Raw genomic sequence first — 22,548 nt, forward strand, 5'->3', positions numbered from 1 at the left:
TTACATGCTTTCAGCTGCAGCGAGCTGCTTTGTCAATGAAAGGACTTTAGTGACTAATTTACTGATACCTGTCGCCGCCTCACTGATATTATTTGCCAGCATATAAGCTGGAGTCGTCACCAGTTTATGAGTCTCATCAACGACAATATCCTCAACAGTACAGGACTGATGAGTGACTCCGGTCTGCTCCATTGCTTCAGCAGTAGCCACATCGTTACCGATGGTGGCGATAACACCTTCTGCAAAAATACGCCCGGCCATGGCGGGAGCAATACATATCAGGCCTATGGGCTTGCCGGCTTCCGCGAACGCCTTAACGGCAACCATCATATCAACCTGAACATGCAGTTCAGCACCTTTGAAAGCAAAATCTGACAGGTTTTTCGCTGCTCCAAAGCCACCGGGAACTATCAGGGCATCAAAGTCAGCGACCTTCAGAGTTGTCAGGGGTTTGATCTCCCCTCGTGCTATTCTGGCAGCCTCCACCAGAACGTTTCGCTGTTCCCGGCTTTCTTCGCCGGTCAAATGGTTAATGACATGGTATTGATTGATATCAGGAGCAAAGCACTGATAAGCCGCTCCCTGTTGCACAATACTCAGTAGCGTTAGTACTGATTCTTGAATTTCAGCACCATCATAAACACCGCACCCGGAGAGGATGACGGCGACTTTCTTTTGATGACCCGAACTCATTAGCGTATTCTCCTGACATTATATTCATTGATAAATTGCACAAAACGTTTCCTGAAAAAGGGGATCTTAATCAGAAAATTATTGTAAATCTTGAAGCTCATTGATCAGTTCATTGACCAGAATCGACAACAGTTGTCGCTGATGCCAAGACAAATGGAGTGACAACAGAGCCAGTGCTATCATAAGCTCTGATCCTTATGTTCCTGCCCTTCAGGACAGGTATCAGGACAGGTATCAGGACAGCTCAAGAGTCACAAACAACCACGGTAACCCACTTTATCCATGCAACTTCTTACACACATTACACAATCCCTGCAAAATCTATGATCCCAGGCACCGGAATGATCAGTTATATAATAGCAATTGCTGTCCTGGTGCTTGGAGGCACACTTATTTTCTGGCTTATGCGTAACAGAAAGCAGGCAAAGCACCTCCAGCCCCCATTCAATATCACGCGAGAACCTCGGAAAACGATTATCCCAAGAGATAAGCATCCGGTTTCCCGTCGGCACATTAACGATAATGCGCTGAAAGTCATTAATCGGTTAAACAGTCAGGGCTATGAAGCTTACCTGGTCGGCGGGTGCATCCGGGATCTCTACCTTGATCTTCATCCCAAAGACTTTGATATTGCGACCAATGCGAGCCCTGAAGACGTCCGCAGATTGTTTCGAAATTCCAGGCTGATTGGTCGACGCTTTAAGCTGGTTCATGTCCTGTTTGGCCGTGAAATGATTGAAGTAGCCACCTTCCGTGCCAATCATGAGCAGCACCATGGTCAGGAAAAGTCCCGCCACTCTGAATCCGGAAGAATTCTCAGGGATAATGTTTATGGCACGATGGAAGATGATGCCCTGCGCCGTGATTTCACCGTCAACGCCCTTTACTACGATGGGCGCGATTTCAGCGTTGTTGATTTCTGCCATGGGGTTGATGACATTCGCACGGGTACCCTGCGACTGATTGGCGACCCGGTCACCCGTTACCATGAAGACCCGGTTCGCATGCTCAGGGCGATACGGTTTGTTGCCAAGCTCAACTTCAGTCTGGCACCGGAAACAGAGCAGCCCATTCGAGAGCTTGGGCATCTGTTGCGCGATATTCCAGCCGCACGACTGTTTGATGAGGTTCTGAAACTGCTGCAGTCTGGTGAGGGCGTCCGTACTTTTGAACTACTCCGGGAGTACCAGTTGTTCGGTCCGCTTTTTCCGGCAACCGAGCATTGTTTGCAAGAGCAGGACAGACATGCCGGTAACCTGATTATTGAAGCATTGAACAGTACCGACCAGCGTGTCAGGCAAAACCGTCCGGTTACCCCGGCATTCCTGTTCGCTGCTCTTTTATGGCCCCCCATGAGACGAATGGCCCGGGAGCTTATGGATCAGGGAATACCCCCTGTTCCGGCCTTTCAACAGGCATCCATGACGGTCATCACTAACCAGTGTAATCACACCGCTATTCCCCGTCGTTTCTCCATGATGGTTCGTGATATCTGGGATCTGCAAATCCGACTTGAACGCAGGCAGCCTAAATTGATCGAAACGTTGCTGGCACACCCCAAGTTCCGTGCCGCTTATGACTTTCTGGTCCTCAGGGAGCAATCCGGCGAAAACCTGTCTGCTGCAGGACAATGGTGGACGGAAATCCAGGAATTAGACGAGCATGGTCGCTATGCGATGATCAGGTCACTTTCCAGCCATGGAAGCCAGAAAAAACCGGGAAATAAGCGTCGGCGGCGCAGACGAAAGCCATATTCTGACAATGCTTCATCCAACAGCCAATCCGGAGAATCCTGATGGCAGAAACCGTGTATGTGGCATTGGGTAGCAATCTTGAGCAGCCAGAGCTTCAGCTGCAAAGAGCCGTCGATACTATTGACAGTTCGCCACAGATGACGGTTTGTGGTTGTTCCAGGCTTTACCGAAGTGATCCCGTTGGCCCTCCGGGTCAGCCGGATTATTGCAATGCGGTGGTGGCAATTACCACAACTTTAACGCCACTCCAGCTCCTGGATGCTTTGCAGTCCATAGAAAACTCACATGGCCGTGTTCGATCAGTACGCTGGGGGCCAAGGACTCTGGATCTGGATATCATCCTGTTTGGCAACCAGCGTATTGAATCACAAAGGCTGACCATCCCTCATTACCAGATGCAGGTTCGCAACTTTGTACTCTGCCCGTTGCTGGATGTGGCTCCTGACCTTGAACTTCCGGACGGCACTGCGTTGCAGGCCATGGTTGATAAACTGGGTTACCGGGGGCTAAGGGTCATAGCAGAAAACTATCCATGGATTTAAGTTCTGGCAATGTGCCATGATGTTTGCGGTTCAATGGGGCCGGGAGACAAAATCCGGGAACAACTATTTGCTTTGAACGTTGCGCCAAGCCCTTAACTGACAAGCATTCACTCTTCTCGTATAATCCGCGACTGCAACTAATCAAGGTCTTTACCCATGGCTAAAGTCACCCTAAGTATCTTGTCCGGGATGAAAAAAGCGGGTGAGAAATTCACCAGCCTGACTGCCTACGATTCCACCCAGGCTCACCTGGCCAGCAGTCAGGGCGTGGAAGTGATACTGGTTGGTGACTCTCTTGGCAATGTTTGTCAGGGACAAACCAGTACAGTTCCCGTTACTGTAGACGACATGTGTTATCACACCCGCTGTGTCAGTATGAAAGCAGGTGACTCATTGTTAATGGCAGACCTGCCTTTCGCTTCCTACACCAATGAGCAACAGGCATTGAGCAACGCAACCCGCCTTATGCAGGCCGGTGCTGAAGTGGTCAAGCTGGAAGGTGAAGCCTGGCTGGCACCCATTGTTACCCGACTGCGTGAGCAGGGTATCCCTTCCTGTGTACACCTTGGCCTGACGCCGCAGTCCGTGCATGTTCTGGGCGGCTACAAGGTTCAGGGCAGGGATGAAGCGCGCGCCACTGCCATGATGGCAGCAGCCATCCAGCTGGAAAAGGCTGGCGCTGCCATTCTGGTGCTTGAATGCGTACCCTCTGTCCTAGCCCGGGAAATCACCCGAGCGGTTCAGATTCCGGTTATCGGTATTGGTGCCGGTGCTGACACTGACGGTCAGGTACTGGTGATATACGACATGCTTAATATGACAGCCGGACGCAAACCCAAATTCGTTAAAAACTTTATGGCCGAAGGTGGTTCTGCACAGGATGCCGTTGCTGCCTACGTGAAAGAAGTAAAGAACGGCACATTCCCTGGCTCAGAACACGGATTCGAATAAGCGGATAGCATCCATCATGCAAACTGTACACTCTATTGCTGAAGTTCAGGATATCGTTGGCGCCCGCAGATCTCAGGGGCTACTTATTGGTTTTGTTCCGACCATGGGGAACCTGCACGGCGGGCACCTGACTCTGGTGGAGAAAGCAAAGGAAAGCTGCGATTTTGTTGTGGTCAGTATTTATGTCAACCCACTGCAGTTTGGCCCCAACGAAGATTACGATTCCTATCCACGCACCATGGAGCAGGACCAGCAGCTGCTAATGGATCACGGTGTTGATCTGCTCTATGCTGCCAGTACCCATGAAATCTATCCGGAAGGCAGTGAAAACCACACACACGTCAGTGTTGAGGTACTTGATGGTATGCACTGCGGGAACACCCGACCCGGTTTCTTCCGTGGCATTGCAACCGTCGTTACCAAACTGTTCAACATTGTTCGTCCGGATATCGCGGTATTTGGCGAGAAAGATTTCCAGCAGCTGACCATCATTCGTAAAATGGTCAACGATATGGTGATGCCGGTGGAAATCCTCGGTGCCCCAATTGCCCGTGAGCCAACCGGCCTGGCCATGAGTTCACGTAATGGTTATCTGACACCGGAAGAGAGAGGCGAGATCGCTCCGGCGCTTTATCTCTGCCTGACTGAAGCCAGAGAAGCTATCCAGGCGGGCGAAACCGACTTTGACCTGCTGCGCAGAAATGCGTTTGCCAAAATGGCCCGGGCCGGGTTCAAGCCAGACTACTTTAATATCTGTAATCCGGAAACCTTGCTGCCTGCAACGCATAATGAACCGTCACTGGTCATTCTTGCTGCTGGCTATCTGGGCAAAGCACGGCTGATTGATAATGTCTGCTTCAAGCGCTAAGACTACGAACCTGTGATCTTTCCAGTGTTGGGGTCGGAGTGATCGAAATCATCGGGAATATCGGGAATAAATGACGCTTATAACCCTCTTTGTTCCAGATGAAGCCGGGCAGTATCGACGCCAAACGTTTGTAATAAATTGATCATGTCTGCACGGGACAATGGCTGCGGTTGATTATCAGCTTGCGCATGATGAGCGGAAGCCAACTCCAGCCCCTCGAAAACCCGTTCCAGATGTGAGGTCACGCCATCCGGCATCAATCGCCAGTAATCAACCCGGTTAGACTCCAGCATGTCAGTGACTAACCGCAATCTGCCGAGAGTCGCAGCTAACGAGAATGGGGATTGTGAAGCAGATGATACAATATTCGGGTCAGCACCGTACTCCAGAAGGCAGTTGGTAATATCCTGATTGTTTGATCTGACAGCATGGAATAATGCTGTTTCACCGGTATCGTATTCCCGGTGATTAACGTCCGCCTTGTTGCCCAGCAGCAGCAATACCAGCGGGCGACACTCGCTACCAACAGCAGCGCTCAACGGGCAGGGGGCCCGGTCAATCTCCGTATTAACCTGACATCCACCGGTGATCAACCGCCTTGCCAGAAGAACTGCTTGCCGGTGGAAACGGTTGCCCTCTCTTACCCGGTCGAGAATATGGATAAGTAATGTGCAATCATTTCTGTCCAGCAACTCAACGTCTGCGCCAAGGTCAAGCAATCTTGCCACCATTGGCCAGTGCTTATTGACAGCCGCCTGCATAACCGGGGTCAGGCTTTCCGGATTCCTGATATTGATAATATCCTTAAAGTCGTGCCGTTCTGCCAGCAGATTCAGTATCGCCATGCTTCTGTTTTCCACGGCAAAGAGCAGTGCATTCATCCCCAGGTACATGACATCCTGCCTGGCGCCTGTCGTCAGTGCCAACTGCACCAGATTGGTCTTGTTTGCCCGGGCAGCGAATAGCAGGGGATGGATCGCTTCACCAAAGGGGGCGGGTAAATTCACCTTTTCCGGGTCGTGGAACATTTCAGTGAGAACGCGCAACGCCCTGATCCGGGCGTCATCACTGCCGGGACTGGTGCTGTTTTCGCTCACTGTGTCTGGGGCTATTTTTGCCTGTTTCCGTGGTACCGGATCATTATCTGAGCCAGCACTCGATGGCTTTTTTTGAGATTCAACCGGATTTTCCCTTTTGGTCGAAACAGTGCTGGTTGAAACAAGGCTGGTTGAAACAGAACTGCCAGGTCTCATTCCGGATGCACATCTTCCAGAGCTTGCCGGTAGCTGTTCCGGAGCGCCCGCAGCAATATCTGATGATCGCAGGCTGATTGCTGGATTGATAGACACTGGACGTACCGAATGACCTGATTCCCCAATGGAACAGGCCTGAGGACAAGTGACCTGTGGATGACGCCCGCGCCTGGTTTCAAGGAGGTAACCGGTTGGCACCTCGTTTACCGGGATACCAGCGTGTCCGGGAGGGTTTTCAGAGGTGCTGATATCACCCCGGTGGTTATTGCTCAAAGAGCCAATAGCTGGAACCTGCATGACGGAATTTCCCAGTATCTATATCAGAATCAAGACCAATAACTTTTAGCAGAAGCTTCTTCGTTTTCAACTCGCTTCATCAATTTGCCCGGATCTTTCCCCGCCCCTTAGCAATTGTCTTTTAATAACTGAAGTTACGCAGCTAACAGCTCTCTCAGCTGCCCCAACGAAGCTTTCAGCCCTGCCATATAGATTTTGGCTCTGAGCTGAAAGTGATTCAGATTTACTTTCAATGACAATACTTCCAACCTGAAGGCTGAGTAAATTGAAAGAAAGATATGATTACTCTGTGTTCTCACAGTATGCGCCGGTGACTTGGCCATTGACGCATTCGATTTCAGCGTTTTATGGAAGACCTCGACTTTCCACCGTTTCTCGTAGATTGCCTTGAGAGTCTCGGCATCACAGTCAAGATCGCTGCAAACCAGATAGAGAATGCCTGTGCTTCCGTCTTTGTTTTTAAAGACCTGACGGTATAGCAGAACAGGGAAATCGACACCTGCTATCCACCCTTGTACAGGCTTATCTTCTGAAAAATCAACAGTATCTATACGCTGTGAACGGCCTTGTAATTTGTCGTCCAGACTGAGGGATACCTTGCGGTTTGACTTCATCGCCATCAGGAAATGTTTATTACAGTCGTGTCGAATAAACATCATATTGTCGTTTGAGCAAAACCAGCTATCTGCAAGGACATAGCGGAACATAAGCTGGTTATGGCAGCAAATCATCAGCATCTCCCGCATCATTTCATTTTTGGTTTGCTCTGCATATCGTCTTACCTTTTTTGTCTTCAAGTCGGTGTACAGGATGGTTTTCTCGATCAATTTATAGGCGACAGGAATCGACGCATCTCCGGCATGGTAGTGTGCATTGAGCAGATTTATACCTTTCACGGTGCGATTTTTTGTATGATCAAAATGCCAGGTGTTCAGGGCATTCTCTTTGCTGAACTGCTTTTCCTGAATCGTATCGTCAAAGATCAAAACCCCATCACTGCACTCAACCTGTCGCACGACGGGTTTAACGTAAAGCCATAAGTCACGACTGGTAAACTCATTGTTTGAAAGCAATCGGGTGAATTGGTCATGACTGTAGACATTATCCAAAAGCTCTGACACTCCCGTTGCAGTGGTCTTCCCAGACGACGACAACAGGTAGTCAGAATAAAGTTCTATGAGATCATTTTTCATGCCACCAATAATGGCTGATTTTCAGCAAGGTGCGTAACTTGAGTTAATAAGTTCCCGATTTCCGTTCACCCTGAGTTTGTCGAAGGGTCGTGCCACCGAACTTCGACAAGCTCAGTCCGAACGGAGTCAGGCAATGAAAATACGGAAGTTATTGCCAGACAACTCCTCAGCAAAAATATCCGTCGCGGCGGCATCCGGATCTTTTTACTTCGGATACATCTATTGTATATTTGCCCGCTTATCACGGCCTAACCGGCCTCCGCACTCCATCCTTATCTCATGAGGCAAGACTGTGAGTAACTCTACTGCTCTGGATCACCTGCCCGCATCCAAAGATCTGGCTGCCCTTCAGCAACAAATGGCCACTACTCATCTGCGCGACCTGTTTGCTGAAGATCCCAACCGATTTGATCGATACAGCCTTGAAGCTGCTGGCCTGTTCCTCGATTACTCAAAGCACCTGATTAACGATGAGGTGATGGCATCTCTGGTAAAGCTGGCAGATCAGGCGCACCTGACCCATGCCCGTACGGCCATGTTTGCCGGTGAAAAGATCAATTACACGGAACAACGGGCGGTGCTTCATACGGCCCTGAGAAGCTTTGGTGATGCTCCGGTGATGGTCGATGGTCAAGACATCATGCCAGTGATCCGTGAGACCCGCGCCCGTATGCAGGCCATGACGGAACAGGTTCACTCCGGACAGTGGCTCGGCCATACCGGCAAACCGATCCGGCACATCGTTAACATCGGAATCGGTGGCTCCTATCTGGGGCTGAAAACCGCTATCAATGCCTTGACCCCATACCATGTCAAGGGCCTGGAACATCACTTTGTGGCGAATATTGACCCGAACGAGTTATCTGAAGTCCTGGGTAAAATCGATCCGGAAACCACGCTGTTCATCGTTGCCTCCAAGTCTTTTGGTACCCTGGAAACCCTGCAGAATGCCCAGGCAGCCAGGGCCTGGATGATCGAAAAAGGCTGTGCCGAGCAGGATATCCGCAAGCACTTTATGGCTATCTCCACCAATCTGAAAGCGATCGACCAGTTTGGTATTGCCCAGGAAAACACCCTGCCCCTGTGGGACTGGGTTGGTGGCCGCTACTCACTGTGGTCCAGCATCGGTCTGCTGATTTCCATGGTGGTAGGTTATGACAACTTCGAGCGCTTGTTGAAAGGTGCTGAAGCCATGGATCAGCACTTTTGTTCAGCCCCTCTGGCAGAAAATATGCCGGTCATAGCCGGCCTGCTGGGGGTCTGGTATCAGAACTTTATGGGAGCAGAGTCCCATGCCGTGATCTCCTATGACTACTTCCTGCGTGATCTGCCTGGTCACCTGCAGCAGGTCGATATGGAAAGTAACGGTAAGCGTACCCGTGAGGATGGCAGTACCGTTCCCTACCAGACCGGATCAGTGATCTGGGGCGGTACCGGAACCAATGACCAGCACGCTTACCATCAGTTACTGCACCAGGGAACCCGACTGATTCCTGTGGACTTTATCGCCCCGGCTACAACCCATAACCCGATTGGCGAACAGCATCCGTGGCTGTTTACCAATGCACTGGCCCAGAGTCAGGCCATGATGCAGGGGAAAACACTGGACGAAGTGCGGGATGAGCTGTCAGCCGGCGGTATGAATGCGGATGAGGTGAACCGTCTGGCACCGCATAAGGTCATTCCGGGCAATCGCCCTAACAGTATGATTGTTCCTGAAAAGATCACGCCCGAAACAACCGGTGCCCTGATTGCCTTGTATGAACACAAGGTGTTTGTTCAGGGAACCATCTGGCAAATTAACTCTTTTGATCAATGGGGCGTTGAACTGGGTAAGGTTCTGGGGGATCGCCTGATCGAGAAGATCCGGTCACCAGAAGAAACGACTGATCAGGACAGCTCAACCAACGGTTTGATCAAACGCTTCAAACAATTTAACCATTAAATAATCGTTTTCATTTCATCCCAGCAGCCCTGCGCCTCTAACCGAAGGAGGGGCTGGGCTCTTCCCTCTTCCCTCTTCCCTCTTCCCTCTTCCCTCTCCCCACCGGCATTGTGACCTGATGGTACAAGTTTTCATCAGTACAGGATTAATAGCGATAGCAGGTTAATTCAATAAAAATACTGTATATACTTCCGTCAACAACTCTAACAATCGGAACTGCATTAATGATTACATCATCCATTCCTGTTACTGATATTCACCGTCATCTGGACGGCAATATTCGACCTGAAACCATTCTTGCTTTAGGCCATAAGCACCGCCTTCCATTGCCAGCCGATACCCTGGAAGACTTGATACCCCACGTACGGGTGATGAGCCAGGAGCCGAACCTGGTCAGTTTCCTCAGCAAGTTGGACTGGGGGGTTAAAGTTCTTGCCGATTACGATGCTTGCCGCCGGGTAGCCTATGAAAACGTTGAAGATGCCATGAACGCCCGCATCGATTATGCCGAGCTTCGCTTCAGCCCCTGGTATATGGCCATGAACCATGACCTTGATCCTGAAGGTGTTATTGAAGCTGTAATTGACGGTGTTACCACCGGCAGCCGTGACTTTGGTGTTAAGACCAACCTGATTGGCATTCTGAGCCGTACTTTTGGACAAGAGATTTGCCAGAACGAGCTCAATGCCTGTCTTGCGTTCAAAGATCAGTTGGTTGCCATTGATCTTGCCGGAGATGAGCTGGGCAAACCCGGAGAACTGTTTGTTGACCACTTCCGTCAGGTTCGCGATGCGGGTTTGCAAATCACCGTTCACGCCGGCGAGGCGGCAGGCCCCGAAAGTATCTGGCAGGCCATCAGGGAACTGGGTGCTACCCGGATTGGCCATGGGGTAAAAGCCATCCATGATCCTGAGCTGATGGATTATCTGGCAGAACACAAGATTGGTATCGAGTCTTGCCTGACATCCAATATCCAGACGAACACTTTTCCCGATATCCAGAGCCATCCACTCAGGCAATTTCTGGATCATGGCGTTTTGGCCACCATCAATACCGATGATCCGGCAGTGGAGGGCATTGAACTTCCCTATGAATATGAGGTTGCTGCTCCTGCTGCAGGGCTGACACAGGATAATATCCGCCAGGCGCAGGAAAATGGCTTGAGTATTGCCTTTTTGTCGGCTGAAGAGAAAGCCTCTTTGAGGGCCAGGGCGACGCAAAAGCAGTCACCGGTCGATCCGCAGTAGGGCGGTCTATTCTCGCTCAGCCTGCGGGGTTCGTCGGGTTACTGGCTTCCCTTTAAGCAGGCATCCGGTTTGTCCCGGCCTCACCCTTTCCGACGAGCCGTTATCCAGCATCTAGCCATCCTGCCGAGAAATTATCAGTAAATAGCCATGAGTGGCCCTCGGTAAACAGGGCGCACTCCCACCGGTATGAAGGTGATATCAAAAGACAGAAAACGACATTTGGTGGCTTGTAGCGGTTAAACGCCTGAAGGCAAGGAAAGGGTAACGGTCATGGATTCTGAGCAAATTAAAAAAGAGTTAGGCAGTGAAGCGTTGTTCGATATTAATGGTGCATTCCATCCTGAGGGCAAGGCACCCTGTGAGCAAGTGACCGATCTCCGTAAGTTCAAAGGGCAGGTTGTTGCAGAGCCTTCTGGTGTTGCAGAAGTTTCTGGAAAAAAGGGGGGGGAATCCACTGAATATCCTGCGGAGCCGTGGGAGGATGACGCTAATGCGCTGGAGCACCGGCTTTTTTCTGACATCAATGCACTGCTTGCAGTTGCTATCAGCGACAAGAATAAACTCAGGAAAAGTCTGTCAGAACTCTACAAACAGGCTCATGAGCTGATGACCTGCTATAACCAGAGAATCCAGAGCCTTTTGATGGAAGATCGTTTTTTATACCGTCACTCCTCTGAGATCTCGGCTCTTATGATTCGGGGATTGATGCCACCACTGGAAAATATTAAAAACCTGGAAAAAGCGCTCACGTCAACACGGAAAAAATCAGAACAAGAGCCAGTCGATCAGTTGCAAAAGTCGGCAATGGATGAATTGACTAAAGTTGAGAAAATCCTGAAGGATGCTAAAAATCGGCTGGCAAAATATACCAAACCATTAAAGCCAGAACAGTTACTCCAGAAACAGTTAACTCAACGCCTGGAGCGAGAAGCTTCTGAGCTGCATTCTGAGCTACATCAGCCAATGCAGAAAACCGATGTTTCGGCATCTTTGCAGAATATGGCAGGCACCTCAGCGAAGCCGTTATCCACGATTAAGGCTGAACCTGCCGCTGCTGTATCCCCGGCGCATCATAAAAGCGAGAAGCAAACGTACTCCGCAGAAGATTTAGTATCAACGCAGCTCAGAGCACTGGCAATAACGCTCGATGCAGCCAGTCCGGCGGCAGAGAAGAGAACTATCCAGTCCATCATCTGTTACGTGGAATCGGAATATCAGAAATATGTCCCTCTCAGCCCTTTTCTGTCAGCGGCCAGACAGAAGTGCGAACTGTTGTCAATGAATGCGGATAAGGCTTGTCATGCATGCCAGGATGCCATTGCAGTGCTGGAAAATGTTTCATCGGCTAATGAGCCGGCGCTATCCCCGGAAGTGTTGATGCAAATAGACAGGGCGATTGGCAAACTGGCCTCATTTGATAAAAAGTTGCCGGGTGAGGTCTGGCAGTTATTAACAGAGCTGACACCTGACCAGAGCGATAGCCGATACCATTTGTTAAACTTGCTGTGCCGTAAGCTGCTTTTGGATGGCCCCACGCCGTTAACTCAGAAAGCGGTACTGAATAAGTTCAAAGACGTTGGGCAGCTGTTACGCCAATCTGAAGAACGTGCTGACGCCAAGGTTTTTGATCAGCAGTTTATCAATGTATATGGCCAGATATTCAACTCTCCAACCCATCTGAAAAAAGCACTCAACGTGGCAAATAAACCCCATGAGACTCATGCATTGCTGCAGATGTTTTCGCGTCAGAAAACCGATGATCAGGGGCGTTTTGCAGAAATGATTGAAGCGTTTAACACGATTGGAGCTGAGCAACAGCGTGACTGTCTGATCTCGGGAGCTGACGCTTTTGACTGTCTGATAACATCCATACCGGAAAAGCTGACAGCTGAAATCAATAGTTACCGCCCTTCTGAGCCCAACCAGGCTCACAAACAGTTAACGCACGCTGTGCTTGCAAAGTATTCGGATTATCACAATGCCATAGAGTTAATCCGGAGGCAGAGAGAAAGCATTAACAAACAAGGCAAAATCAGCCGCCCGGAACACGCGAAGATTCTTGCCAAATTCAGCAAACAACTGGCTGAAACATTGACTTGCCCAGATAACCGGCAAGAAGTTCTATTGCAAGACATTGATACAGAGCTACAGAAAATCACTGCTCAGTCACCGATAAACGCTCAGGTAAAGCAGTCTATTGCCGGATGCAGGACACACATCATCGATGCGCTTAGGGAGAGGAGTCTAACGAATGACCAGTTCAGCCGGATCATCACCCTGTTTCTTGAGGTCCAGACCCAGATAGAGGAGCCTGGCGCCGTCCAGACAGGGATCAATAGCGTTGAAATTCCTGAAGCGCTTATTCAAGCCATGGCTTCACTGGAAAACGGCACTGCACCAAAGTGGTACAACGAACTGTTTACGGGCCAAATTCAGGAACAAAGAGTGAACACACTGGGTGTTGTCAATAACATTCTTGACGCCTGTCGGCAAACAAGCGCTGCAATCATGCCAGTGGCCAGTTTTATTGAGGCATCTGCGCAGGAGATTACCAAAGACAATGATGATCCACTGATCAAACAACTGGGAGCAGAAATGCAGGCTTATGCCAACTGGCTGAAAACCGCCTGATTGAGTCATAACCGCTGCTGGTTGGGTTATTCCGTTCTGCAGCCAGGCTCGTTCCCACGCCGGACCAGCAGGGCCCGGAAGCATGGGAACGAGGGGCTGTAGCGGTAGTAACGCTTTTCTGTACTAGCCGGTGTGTACTATCCACCGGATCGTTTTGCGTCAAAACCTGCTTTTTTCAAATGTTCAACCATGATATCCACATGGTCTCCCTGAAGTTCAATACTGCCATCTTTAACTGCACCGCCACCACCACAGCGTTTCTTCAGCTGCTTGGCAAACGCTTTGAGTTCATTGCCTGCAAGTGGTAGCCCGCTGATGACCGTGACCACTTTACCGCCTCTTCCTTTTTTCTCCGGACGAACACGAACGTTGCCATCCCCCACTACTTCTGGTTGAACTGATTCTTCCTTTATCCGACCAACATCCGTGGAATAGACCAGTTTACTTTCCGAGCTACGTTGATAGTTGCTCATTGCTAACCTCTGGGTTCAGAAAACCATCTTGATAAATCACAAATCATACCTTCCCTTCGGTAAATAGACACATACAGTCGTCCGTCACCGCTGGCAGTGGGGGCAATAACAGCTGCTCCGGTTCCCCAGTTTTATCGCCTTAATGGTGGTTCCGCACTGGATGCACGGTTGGCCTGCCCGGCCATAAACGGCCAGCTCCTGTTTAAAGTAACCGGGTTTGCCATCGCCGCCTACGAAATCCCGCAAGGTTGTACCACCTTGCTCAATGGCTTTGGCCAGCGTCTCTTTTATGGCATCTACCAGCAGTTGATAGCGGTGAAAAGCAATTTTTCCACAGGCCCGGCCAGGTCTTATTCCGGCTTTGAACAACGCCTCACTGGCATAAATGTTACCAACACCGACCACGACTTTGTTATCCATAATAAAGGTCTTTACTGACTGGTTCTTGCCTCGGGACATTTGCAGCAGTCGCTGAGCTGTGAACTCACTGTCCAGAGGTTCAGGCCCCAGATTTTTCAGGAGTTTGTGCTCGTGGAGAGGCTGTTCAGACCAGAGAACAGCACCGAAACGGCGAGGGTCGGTGTACCTCAATCGTTGGCCGTCCGTCAGAAGAATATCAATATGGTCATGTTTTTCCGGCGGTGTGTTGGTTTTTATCACCCTCAGGCTTCCGGACATCCCCAGGTGCAGAATCAGGTGGCCGGATCCGGTATCCAGCAGCAGGTATTTGGCTCTTCTTTTTACCTGCCTGATGGTTTTGCCAGTGAGTATCTGATTAAGATTCTCCGGCACCGGCCAGCGGAGTCTGGGTTCACGGACAATGATTTCCTCAATGGTGTGACCTTCAATATGAGGCTCTATACCTCGCCGGGTCGTTTCAACTTCTGGTAATTCCGGCATATTCGTTGATCCCGCTTGCCCACGAAATAGTTTTCACCACGGCTGCAGCATACCCCAGTTTTTAATAACTGAAGTTACGCAGCTAACAGCTCTCTCAGCTGCCCCAACGAAGCTTTCAGCCCTGCCATATAGATTTTGGCTCTGAGCTGAAAGTGATTCAGATTTACTTTCAATGACAATACTTCCAACCTGAAGGCTGAGTAAATTGAAAGAAAGATATGATTACTCTGTGTTCTCACAGTATGCGCCGGTGACTTGGCCATTGACGCATTCGATTTCAGCGTTTTATGGAAGACCTCGACTTTCCACCGTTTCTCGTAGATTGCCTTGAGAGTCTCGGCATCACAGTCAAGATCGCTGCAAACCAGATAGAGAATGCCTGTGCTTCCGTCTTTGTTTTTAAAGACCTGACGGTATAGCAGAACAGGGAAATCGACACCTGCTATCCACCCTTGTACAGGCTTATCTTCTGAAAAATCAACAGTATCTATACGCTGTGAACGGCCTTGTAATTTGTCGTCCAGACTGAGGGATACCTTGCGGTTTGACTTCATCGCCATCAGGAAATGTTTATTACAGTCGTGTCGAATAAACATCATATTGTCGTTTGAGCAAAACCAGCTATCTGCAAGGACATAGCGGAACATAAGCTGGTTATGGCAGCAAATCATCAGCATCTCCCGCATCATTTCATTTTTGGTTTGCTCTGCATATCGTCTTACCTTTTTTGTCTTCAAGTCGGTGTACAGGATGGTTTTCTCGATCAATTTATAGGCGACAGGAATCGACGCATCTCCGGCATGGTAGTGTGCATTGAGCAGATTTATACCTTTCACGGTGCGATTTTTTGTATGATCAAAATGCCAGGTGTTCAGGGCATTCTCTTTGCTGAACTGCTTTTCCTGAATCGTATCGTCAAAGATCAAAACCCCATCACTGCACTCAACCTGTCGCACGACGGGTTTAACGTAAAGCCATAAGTCACGACTGGTAAACTCATTGTTTGAAAGCAATCGGGTGAATTGGTCATGACTGTAGACATTATCCAAAAGCTCTGACACTCCCGTTGCAGTGGTCTTCCCAGACGACGACAACAGGTAGTCAGAATAAAGCTCGACTTTAGAGTTTTAAGAGCACAATAGTTCCGGCGCATAATCTGCTAAAAGCAACCATCCCCAATGACGAAATTCGAGATGGTTGCCATGCTCACTTCAGATCATCAAGTAATCCTCAGGGAGCTCGCTTCATATACAACCTTTCTTGCTGGAGCGCTATCATCAACTGCAGTACCAACGTTCTGCGAACTGCTGTTCGGTTGCATGCTTTCAGCCGACGGCTTTGTTACACAGGCGTTGTTAACAATTGATTTTCATTGTGTGTGGAGCAGCTACCACCACTGGCTATCTCAGGGCAAGTGGCAATGGAAGAACTTGGCACGCCACTTGATCCGTCTGGTCTGCTCCAAAGCTCCTGAGAATCAACCTGTGGTCCTGGGGCTTGATGACTGGGTAATCGAACGGTTTTCCGACAAAGCCCCTGCTTGTCGTACACATCATCAACACAGCAAGAAACGCAATCGGCCGACGTACATCTGGGGGCAGTGTTGGGTTTCCCTGGCCATCATATTTGAGCGGGCTGCAGATGAAGTATTTACCGCCATACCGGTGATCTCATTTCCGACACCAGCTTCAGGTAACACCAGCAAACTGAAAATTGCCGTGGCCATGCTCAGGGTGGTACGCAATGAAGTGAAGGATCGAGTGCTACGCCTGCTAACCGATTGCTGGTATATGAACTGGACACTGATAAAGCCAGCTCTGGAAATGAACATAGAAGTTGTTGGTCAGATACCTTCAAATCGGGCCCTCTATGCTTTGCCGCCAGCACCCACCGTAAAGAAGCGAGGGCGCCCAAAAAAGTACGGCATCAAGATGACGACAGAACAGGTTAAGAAACTGCCGGAAGAAAAAGCAACAGTATGGATGTACGGCAAATTTCGCAAAATACGTTATCGTACCCTGATCTGTCGCGCCAGATTCCTTAAAGGTCGTGAAGTACGCGTCGTCTGGAGTCGCTTTGAAAATGACAAAGGTCTGACCGAAAGCAGAATATTCATCTCGACCAATCCGGAACTTGAGGGACTGGAGGTGCTTCGTGCCTATTCCCGGAGATGGCCGGTAGAGCCAATGTTTCACCAACTCAAACATGCTTTTGGCTGTTGCCATTTATGGCAGCAGAAATTGCGAACACTGCTTCGATGGATGCATTTGAAAATGGCAGGCTATGCATTATTGCAGTTATTAACCGTTTGTAAAAATCAGGCATGTCTGAATATTTCTCGGATACCCTGGAGAAGCCCGGATACAACCACTGCAGGCATGATGAAAATTGCTCTTTCAGGAATTATTCCGAGGTTCTCTATTCGCAAGGGCTGGAACAGATATAAGCAAAAATATGAGTTCAATTTTCGCGATCTGATCGACCAGTTAATACCGGATAATTCAGAAGCAGCATAACTAAAGGCTTTTAGGCAAAAAACGGAAGTAATAACGAACTTGGAAAAACAGTTCACTGATTTCGGCTTGCTTCACTATAAAAAGCTGACCGAATTATCGTTTTATACAGACTCTAAAGTCGAGCAGAATAAAGTTCTATGAGATCATTTTTCATGCCACCAATAATGGCTGATTTTCAGCAAGGTGCGTAACTTGAGTTAATAAAAGCGTCAACTGTCAGCGAAAATAAGGATAAACACCGCGTATAATTTCTGAAATTTCTGATCCAACCATTTTTTGATTCATTGATAGAATATAAAACCCTTCGCCCCAAGTCTGCATGGCGTTGGGAGTTGTTTCTGTGAGCAAAAATGACAACAAATCTTTCAGCCTTTGCCCGCTATCGTGGCGAACTTCGTGAATTACTGTATCTGGCCGGGCCTATTATGGGCGCTCAGATGGCAACCACCGGTATGACATTTGTCGACACCAGTATGGCCGGGCAATATTCGGCAATGGATCTGGCGGCCATCGCGCTGGGCTCGAGTATCTGGATGCCGGTCTACCTGTTAATCCGTGGCATATTAATGGCGATCACGCCAACGGTTGCCCATCTTTATGGGGCACGTCAAACCGGAGAGATTGGTGGTCAGGTCCGTCAGGGGCTGTGGATTGCCCTGCTGATGAGCCTGCTGGCCCTGGGGTTTATTTACCAATCTGATGTCGTACTGCAATGGTTGCAGGTTGAGCCTGAGATGGCAGCAAAAACGCTCGAGTATCTAAAGGCGCTGGCCTGGGGCATTCCGGCGATATGTTTATTCCAGGCGCTTACCTGTTACTGCGAAGGAATGGGTAAAACCAAGCCCGGCATGGTGTTCAGTTTCATTGCCCTGGCACTGAATATTCCACTGAACTATGTATTGATTTATGGCAAGTTCGGTTTCCCGGAGCTTGGCGGCGTTGGCTGTGGTTATGCGACAGCCGTTTGTTTCTGGGCCATGTTCCTGATGATGGCCGGTTACACCATGCTGGGTCAGCAGCATCGTAAAATTGGCCTGTTTGGCCATTGGGATTTGCCGAGCCCGGGCATTATTTCCAGTCAGTTGAAGCTGGGTGTGCCAATTGGTCTGGCCATTTTCTTTGAGGCCAGCATCTTCTCGGTCGTGGCTCTGCTGATCGGGAAGTTAGGTGCCATCGTGGTGGCGGGACATCAGATTGCCCTTAATTTTACCTCGCTGGCCTTTATGGTGCCGATGAGCCTGGCGATGGGGCTTACCATTCGTGTCGGGCAGGCATTAGGAGCCGGTAACACCGAGCAGGCGGCATTCTCCAGTTATGCGGGGATTGCGACGACGCTGGTCAGTGCCACCGTCAGTGCTTCGGTTATGTTGTTCCTGCCGGGAGTGGTGACCTCAATCTACACACAGAACCCGGAGGTCGCCGTTCTGGCTGCCCAGCTGTTGGTTTATGCGGCACTGTTCCAGTACGCCGATGGCATTCAGATTGCCGCCAATGGTGCATTGCGAGGCTATAAAGATACCCGTGTGCCGATGACGATGATTCTATTTGCCTGTTGGGGTGTAGCCTTGCCCCTGGGCTATATTCTGGGGCTGACCGACTGGATGGTTGAGCCAATGGGACCTCATGGCTTGTGGATTGGTCTGGTGAGCGCATTGGTCATGGGTGCCTTTCTGTTGACCTTGCGTCTGCGAGTCATTATCCGGCGAAATCGGAGATCTGATTCTGAAGTCGTGCCTATGCCCGCCTGATCCTGACACCTGGTGTCTATTGTGAGAGAGGGCTGCGCTCTTCTATAATGCGGCCCTTTCCCTGAAGTCCGATCAGCAGAGTCTGGGGAAATTCTTTTCTGGTCTGCAGTTGTGGCCAGGTTACATCGTCGCTGTGCGAGTGAACTCATGAATAAAACGAAAGTACTGACAGGTATTACGACCACCGGAACACCACACCTGGGTAACTACGTGGGGGCTATCAAGCCTGCGATTGAGGAAAGCTGGCGTGACGATATCGCTTCGTACTACTTTCTGGCCGATTTTCATGCCCTGATCAAAGGCCGTGACCCCAGGCGAATCCACCAGTCTACGCTGGAGATTGCGGCTACCTGGCTGGCACTGGGTCTGGATACGGATCGTGTGACCTTCTATCGGCAGTCAGACATTCCGGAGATTGCCGAGCTGAACTGGATTCTTGGCTGCATGACGGCCAAAGGTCTGATGAACCGTGCCCATGCCTATAAAGCAGCGGTTCAGGCCAATGAAGAGGCCGGTGAACCGGATCCCGACAAGGGGGTCACCATGGGACTGTTCTGCTATCCGGTGTTGATGAGTGCAGATATTCTCATGTTCAATGCCCATAAAGTGCCGGTGGGCCGTGATCAGGTGCAACATATTGAGATGGCCCGGGATATCGCCGGGCGTATGAACCACCATTACCAGACCAGATTTGTTTTGCCTGAAGCGGTGGTTGGTGAAACCACGGCGGTTCTCAATGGTCTTGATGGTCGAAAAATGAGCAAGAGCTACGATAATACGATTCCGCTTTTTGTGCCTGAAAAGCAACTGCTTAAGCTGATTCGCAAGATCAAAACCAACTCATTGGAACCGGGCGAGCCGAAAGACCCGGATACCTGTACGCTTTTCCAGATCTACTCGGCATTTGCCGATGCCACCCGGATCGAGGTGAAACGTCAGCAATATGCCGACGGCGCTGGCTGGGGAGACTTGAAAAATGAGCTGTTTGAGTTTCTGAATGCTCACTTGAAAGCGCCCCGAGAGCGTTACAACGCCCTGATTGAAGATCCGGCTTTTATCGAAAAAGAGCTGCTTAAGGGAGCTGACAAGGCCAGGGCCGAAGCTGCTCCTTTCCTGGCGTCAATTCGTCAAGCCGTAGGCCTCAGGCCGTTGGCATAACATTCTGCAGCCTCCTGGTGGTGAACGTTCCCACCAGCATGGCTTTCCTTTGGGAAGGCCATGCTGAATAATAAAAGCAATAATGACAGGCATCATCGCTTGATTGGAACTCCCATGAACACATCAACATTATTTGTCATTGTGCTGAGCGCGTTTTTACTGTCGGCCTGTAGCCATTTGGATGGCCTGCTGAAAGGCAGTGCTCAGCAAAAAAAAATTCAGCAGAAGGTGACCTTTGATTTGACACGCCTGGATGACGATGGTCTTCATGGGCCAGCTGATGGCAAGCGATCCCTGAGCTATGAGTTTTGTATTCCGGCACGCGTGAATACGGCACGGCAGGTGATGTCTATTGATCCAACAGCGATTGTCTACCATGAATCCCCCGGGCGGTTACAGTGTGGTAAGGAACAGTACCTGGTGATTGGTGATACTTATCAGGCTAATTATCGGGGGACCCTGGAAAAATTGGTTGAACTGGAGTATGTCACCCGGATCCAAGAGGCTTTTTTTGAGTAAAACATAACTCTTGAATCATCAGGTGCCGGGTCCCCTGCTGCGCCAGTATCTTGATGAACGCAGTATTTCTCAGACTGTCCCTTATAAATAAAACCACCTGCGTTAAACGACATTTGAATTACACTTTACGAGTTGTCAGCCTGATTTTCACCGGTGGTGATATGAGTAAGCAGATTCTCGTACTAGGAGGCTGTCCGAGAACTAGCTATTGAAAAAACGAAAGCTTCAGCATTTTCTTGGCTGATCAAATATTGACCTAAATTTAGCCTGTTTTGGGGTAAAAATTGCGTTTTTTACCCTTTTGCTTGCCTTTATGCTGCCATTTTAAGCCTTTTTGCTTCTTCAAGACGGATTGATCCCGTTGAAACCGATTTGACAATTTTTTTGAAATTATAAGCACTGCAGACCAGTGAAAATTCTCCAGCCACTTTTTCCTTACCCCGGACACTGAACCCTCTGAATCCTGAGTTCTTGATTTGGCCAAAAGGCGGTTCCGCAATCACCTTGCGACGCTCATAAACCGCTTTGGCCTCTTTGGTTTCCATTTTGCGGTTCATCGCCTGGCGTATGGCTTCGTGGCGGTCTGTGCGAATCACTTTCCCCGGGTCTTTGTTGTCACCACTGCACCTTTTACGTAACGGGCAATCCCGGCAGATATCTTTACTGACGCGGTAGCTTTTGTGTTTTGCTTTGCTAGCCGTGTTATAAATCAGCTTCTCACCGGCAGGGCAGGTAAAGCTGTCGTCTGCTTCATGGTAAATAAAATCCGCTTTGACAAACTTTCTGTCAGAGTCTTCCAGTCCCTCTGTTGCAGGCTTCTCCTGTCGATCCGTAGCCATGTAAGCGTCAATGTTCGCATCATCAAACGCTTGCAGGTTGGGCCCTGAGTAATAGCCATTATCCTCACTCATTTTGCCAATGGACGCGTTATCTGTTGCTTCTGCAATGGCTTCAAGTGCAGGCTTTACTTCCTGCTTGTCATTGGCATGCTGGCTGATGTGCTGGCCAACAATGATACCATTATCGCTGTCGACGCTGATCTGGGCGTTATAACTGTACTGATAGCCACTGCCTTTTTTACCCATGATCCTGGCATCATGATCAGCAAAGCTGATTTGCTTTTTGTCGTCTATCGGCTTATCGGGATTCAGGGCCTGTTCCCGTTCTTCAAGCGCTTTTTTGGCCTCCTGGATTTTCTCTAACCGTTCCTGCTTGAATTGCAAGTCTTCAGGAATGCTGTAGCCAGTCTCCTGCTGATAAGCATCGTCCTCTTCACTGTCACTGGTTTCGGCTTTTTTAATCAGGGCCTCAACTTCAGCCATTAATTCAGCTTCTTTGGCCTTAAGTCGTGCGTAGCTCATGGCCTTATGCTTTGATGAGTCGGCTTTGAATTTGGAACCATCAAGAGCGATGTGGCCCAGCGAGGCCATCTGTAGTTCCCGGGCGAGCAGCACGCTCTGTTTGAAACTGCTTTTAAAAAAGGTGGCCTGGTTTTTACGAAAGTCACTGAGCACCCGGAAATTTGGGCAGTGCTGTTTGGCGATATACATGAAAGCCAAGTCCTGATTGCAGCGCCGTTCAATCTCCCTGGAGCTGAACACACCATGGCTATAGGCATAGATCAGGATCGATATAATCAGTCGTGGGTGGTAGGCATTCTGGCCAAGATGGTGATACTGCTTTTCCACTTCAGAGGTGTCGATATGCTTGAAGATATCTTCAAAAACGAAGCAATCATGATCTGGTGGCAGCAGGTCGAAGATGTTCGATGGGAACATCAGGTGCTGGTCAAAATCAGCAGGGTTATCTTTGAATTTGATTGATGACATCCGTTTCGGCAACAACAAAGTGGGCAGAAGA

At 49.6% G+C, this 22,548-nt stretch carries 18 protein-coding genes and 1 pseudogene; 12 read left to right on the forward strand and 7 right to left on the reverse strand.

Features of this window, described 5'->3' with window-relative positions:
* On the reverse strand, positions 1 to 693 hold the full coding sequence (elbB, locus tag MJO57_RS06095; RefSeq protein ID WP_252023755.1) for an isoprenoid biosynthesis glyoxalase ElbB: 693 nt from the start codon (positions 691 to 693) through the stop codon (positions 1 to 3).
* 341 nt (positions 694 to 1,034) lie between these two features.
* Between elbB and pcnB the strand changes: the two genes are divergently transcribed.
* The 4 genes from pcnB to panC all read left to right on the forward strand — a co-directional run bounded on the left by pcnB (position 1,035) and on the right by panC (position 4,808).
* On the forward strand, positions 1,035 to 2,489 hold the full coding sequence (gene pcnB / locus MJO57_RS06100; protein ID WP_252023757.1) for a polynucleotide adenylyltransferase PcnB: 1,455 nt from the start codon (positions 1,035 to 1,037) through the stop codon (positions 2,487 to 2,489).
* A complete protein-coding gene (gene folK / locus MJO57_RS06105; protein ID WP_252023759.1) occupies positions 2,489 to 2,989 on the forward strand; it encodes a 2-amino-4-hydroxy-6-hydroxymethyldihydropteridine diphosphokinase in 501 nt (166 codons plus the stop codon). Before pcnB ends, folK begins: the two co-directional genes overlap by 1 nt.
* A gap of 156 nt (positions 2,990 to 3,145) precedes the next feature.
* Complete coding sequence (gene panB, locus MJO57_RS06110) at positions 3,146 to 3,940, forward strand: 3-methyl-2-oxobutanoate hydroxymethyltransferase (protein WP_252023761.1); 795 nt, start codon at positions 3,146 to 3,148, stop codon at positions 3,938 to 3,940.
* A gap of 16 nt (positions 3,941 to 3,956) precedes the next feature.
* On the forward strand, positions 3,957 to 4,808 hold the full coding sequence (gene panC / locus MJO57_RS06115; RefSeq protein WP_252023763.1) for a pantoate--beta-alanine ligase: 852 nt from the start codon (positions 3,957 to 3,959) through the stop codon (positions 4,806 to 4,808).
* A gap of 77 nt (positions 4,809 to 4,885) precedes the next feature.
* On the opposite strand, the gene MJO57_RS06120 is transcribed toward panC, so the two are convergent.
* Positions 4,886 to 5,905: an ankyrin repeat domain-containing protein gene (locus tag MJO57_RS06120; RefSeq protein ID WP_252023765.1), complete on the reverse strand. Its 1,020-nt coding sequence runs from the start codon at positions 5,903 to 5,905 to the stop codon at positions 4,886 to 4,888.
* A 62-nt stretch (positions 5,906 to 5,967) separates the two neighbouring features.
* On the opposite strand from MJO57_RS06120, the gene MJO57_RS06125 reads away from it, so the two are divergent.
* A complete protein-coding gene (locus MJO57_RS06125) occupies positions 5,968 to 6,138 on the forward strand; it encodes a hypothetical protein (RefSeq protein ID WP_252023767.1) in 171 nt (56 codons plus the stop codon).
* A 354-nt stretch (positions 6,139 to 6,492) separates the two neighbouring features.
* Here the strand turns inward: MJO57_RS06125 and MJO57_RS06130 are convergent, their stop codons facing one another.
* Positions 6,493 to 7,551 carry a transposase gene (locus tag MJO57_RS06130; RefSeq protein ID WP_252017920.1) on the reverse strand — a complete coding sequence of 353 codons (1,059 nt, stop codon included), beginning with the start codon at positions 7,549 to 7,551 and terminating at the stop codon, positions 6,493 to 6,495.
* 292 nt (positions 7,552 to 7,843) lie between these two features.
* Here MJO57_RS06130 and pgi point away from each other — a divergent pair, with 292 nt between their 5' ends.
* The 3 genes from pgi to MJO57_RS06145 all read left to right on the forward strand — a co-directional run bounded on the left by pgi (position 7,844) and on the right by MJO57_RS06145 (position 13,374).
* Entirely contained in the window at positions 7,844 to 9,496 is a 1,653-nt protein-coding gene (gene pgi, locus MJO57_RS06135; protein ID WP_252023769.1) for a glucose-6-phosphate isomerase, read from the forward strand.
* A 224-nt stretch (positions 9,497 to 9,720) separates the two neighbouring features.
* On the forward strand, positions 9,721 to 10,743 hold the full coding sequence (gene add / locus MJO57_RS06140; protein ID WP_252023771.1) for an adenosine deaminase: 1,023 nt from the start codon (positions 9,721 to 9,723) through the stop codon (positions 10,741 to 10,743).
* 270 nt (positions 10,744 to 11,013) lie between these two features.
* Positions 11,014 to 13,374, forward strand: coding sequence for a hypothetical protein (locus MJO57_RS06145; RefSeq protein ID WP_252023773.1), 2,361 nt, complete (start codon positions 11,014 to 11,016; stop codon positions 13,372 to 13,374).
* A gap of 137 nt (positions 13,375 to 13,511) precedes the next feature.
* Here the strand turns inward: MJO57_RS06145 and yciH are convergent, their stop codons facing one another.
* The 3 genes and pseudogenes from yciH to MJO57_RS06160 form a co-directional block, all read right to left on the reverse strand.
* Entirely contained in the window at positions 13,512 to 13,847 is a 336-nt protein-coding gene (gene yciH, locus MJO57_RS06150; RefSeq protein WP_252023774.1) for a stress response translation initiation inhibitor YciH, read from the reverse strand.
* A gap of 84 nt (positions 13,848 to 13,931) precedes the next feature.
* A complete protein-coding gene (mutM, locus tag MJO57_RS06155; protein ID WP_252023776.1) occupies positions 13,932 to 14,747 on the reverse strand; it encodes a bifunctional DNA-formamidopyrimidine glycosylase/DNA-(apurinic or apyrimidinic site) lyase in 816 nt (271 codons plus the stop codon).
* 74 nt (positions 14,748 to 14,821) lie between these two features.
* Positions 14,822 to 15,868: pseudogene (locus MJO57_RS06160) on the reverse strand (transposase); the annotation flags it as partial.
* Positions 15,869 to 15,925: 57 nt separating this feature from the next.
* Between MJO57_RS06160 and MJO57_RS06165 the strand changes: the two are divergent.
* The 4 genes from MJO57_RS06165 (at position 15,926) to MJO57_RS06180 (ending at position 20,688) form a co-directional block, all read left to right on the forward strand.
* Entirely contained in the window at positions 15,926 to 17,263 is a 1,338-nt protein-coding gene (locus MJO57_RS06165) for a transposase (RefSeq protein WP_252017304.1), read from the forward strand.
* 350 nt (positions 17,264 to 17,613) lie between these two features.
* Complete coding sequence (locus tag MJO57_RS06170) at positions 17,614 to 19,011, forward strand: MATE family efflux transporter (RefSeq protein ID WP_252023778.1); 1,398 nt, start codon at positions 17,614 to 17,616, stop codon at positions 19,009 to 19,011.
* 147 nt (positions 19,012 to 19,158) lie between these two features.
* A complete protein-coding gene (gene trpS, locus MJO57_RS06175; protein ID WP_252023780.1) occupies positions 19,159 to 20,169 on the forward strand; it encodes a tryptophan--tRNA ligase in 1,011 nt (336 codons plus the stop codon).
* A gap of 60 nt (positions 20,170 to 20,229) precedes the next feature.
* On the forward strand, positions 20,230 to 20,688 hold the full coding sequence (locus tag MJO57_RS06180; protein ID WP_252023782.1) for a hypothetical protein: 459 nt from the start codon (positions 20,230 to 20,232) through the stop codon (positions 20,686 to 20,688).
* Between the two features lie 311 nt (positions 20,689 to 20,999).
* On the opposite strand, the gene MJO57_RS06185 is transcribed toward MJO57_RS06180, so the two are convergent.
* The gene (locus MJO57_RS06185) at positions 21,000 to 22,517 is read right to left on the reverse strand and encodes an IS1182 family transposase (protein ID WP_252017502.1); all 1,518 of its coding nucleotides are present in this window, start codon (positions 22,515 to 22,517) and stop codon (positions 21,000 to 21,002) included.
* Between the last annotated feature and the right edge of the window lie 31 nt (positions 22,518 to 22,548).

The organism is Endozoicomonas sp. SCSIO W0465, from assembly GCF_023716865.1.
Taxonomy (GTDB): domain Bacteria; phylum Pseudomonadota; class Gammaproteobacteria; order Pseudomonadales; family Endozoicomonadaceae; genus Endozoicomonas.

Bases quoted from the DNA above. Each gene is read 5' to 3' on its own strand.
- MJO57_RS06180 (WP_252023782.1), top strand. From the start codon at position 20,230: ATGCTGAATAATAAAAGCAATAATGACAGGCATCATCGCTTGATTGGA.
- elbB (WP_252023755.1), bottom strand. From the start codon at position 693: ATGAGTTCGGGTCATCAAAAGAAAGTCGCCGTCATCCTCTCCGGGTGC.
- panB (WP_252023761.1), top strand. From the start codon at position 3,146: ATGGCTAAAGTCACCCTAAGTATCTTGTCCGGGATGAAAAAAGCGGGT.
- pcnB (WP_252023757.1), top strand. From the start codon at position 1,035: ATGATCAGTTATATAATAGCAATTGCTGTCCTGGTGCTTGGAGGCACA.
- folK (WP_252023759.1), top strand. From the start codon at position 2,489: ATGGCAGAAACCGTGTATGTGGCATTGGGTAGCAATCTTGAGCAGCCA.
- MJO57_RS06165 (WP_252017304.1), top strand. From the start codon at position 15,926: ATGACGAAATTCGAGATGGTTGCCATGCTCACTTCAGATCATCAAGTA.
- add (WP_252023771.1), top strand. From the start codon at position 9,721: ATGATTACATCATCCATTCCTGTTACTGATATTCACCGTCATCTGGAC.
- MJO57_RS06145 (WP_252023773.1), top strand. From the start codon at position 11,014: ATGGATTCTGAGCAAATTAAAAAAGAGTTAGGCAGTGAAGCGTTGTTC.
- MJO57_RS06125 (WP_252023767.1), top strand. From the start codon at position 5,968: ATGGCTTTTTTTGAGATTCAACCGGATTTTCCCTTTTGGTCGAAACAG.
- MJO57_RS06130 (WP_252017920.1), bottom strand. From the start codon at position 7,551: ATGAAAAATGATCTCATAGAACTTTATTCTGACTACCTGTTGTCGTCG.
- mutM (WP_252023776.1), bottom strand. From the start codon at position 14,747: ATGCCGGAATTACCAGAAGTTGAAACGACCCGGCGAGGTATAGAGCCT.
- MJO57_RS06170 (WP_252023778.1), top strand. From the start codon at position 17,614: ATGACAACAAATCTTTCAGCCTTTGCCCGCTATCGTGGCGAACTTCGT.
- yciH (WP_252023774.1), bottom strand. From the start codon at position 13,847: ATGAGCAACTATCAACGTAGCTCGGAAAGTAAACTGGTCTATTCCACG.
- panC (WP_252023763.1), top strand. From the start codon at position 3,957: ATGCAAACTGTACACTCTATTGCTGAAGTTCAGGATATCGTTGGCGCC.
- trpS (WP_252023780.1), top strand. From the start codon at position 19,159: ATGAATAAAACGAAAGTACTGACAGGTATTACGACCACCGGAACACCA.
- MJO57_RS06185 (WP_252017502.1), bottom strand. From the start codon at position 22,517: ATGTCATCAATCAAATTCAAAGATAACCCTGCTGATTTTGACCAGCAC.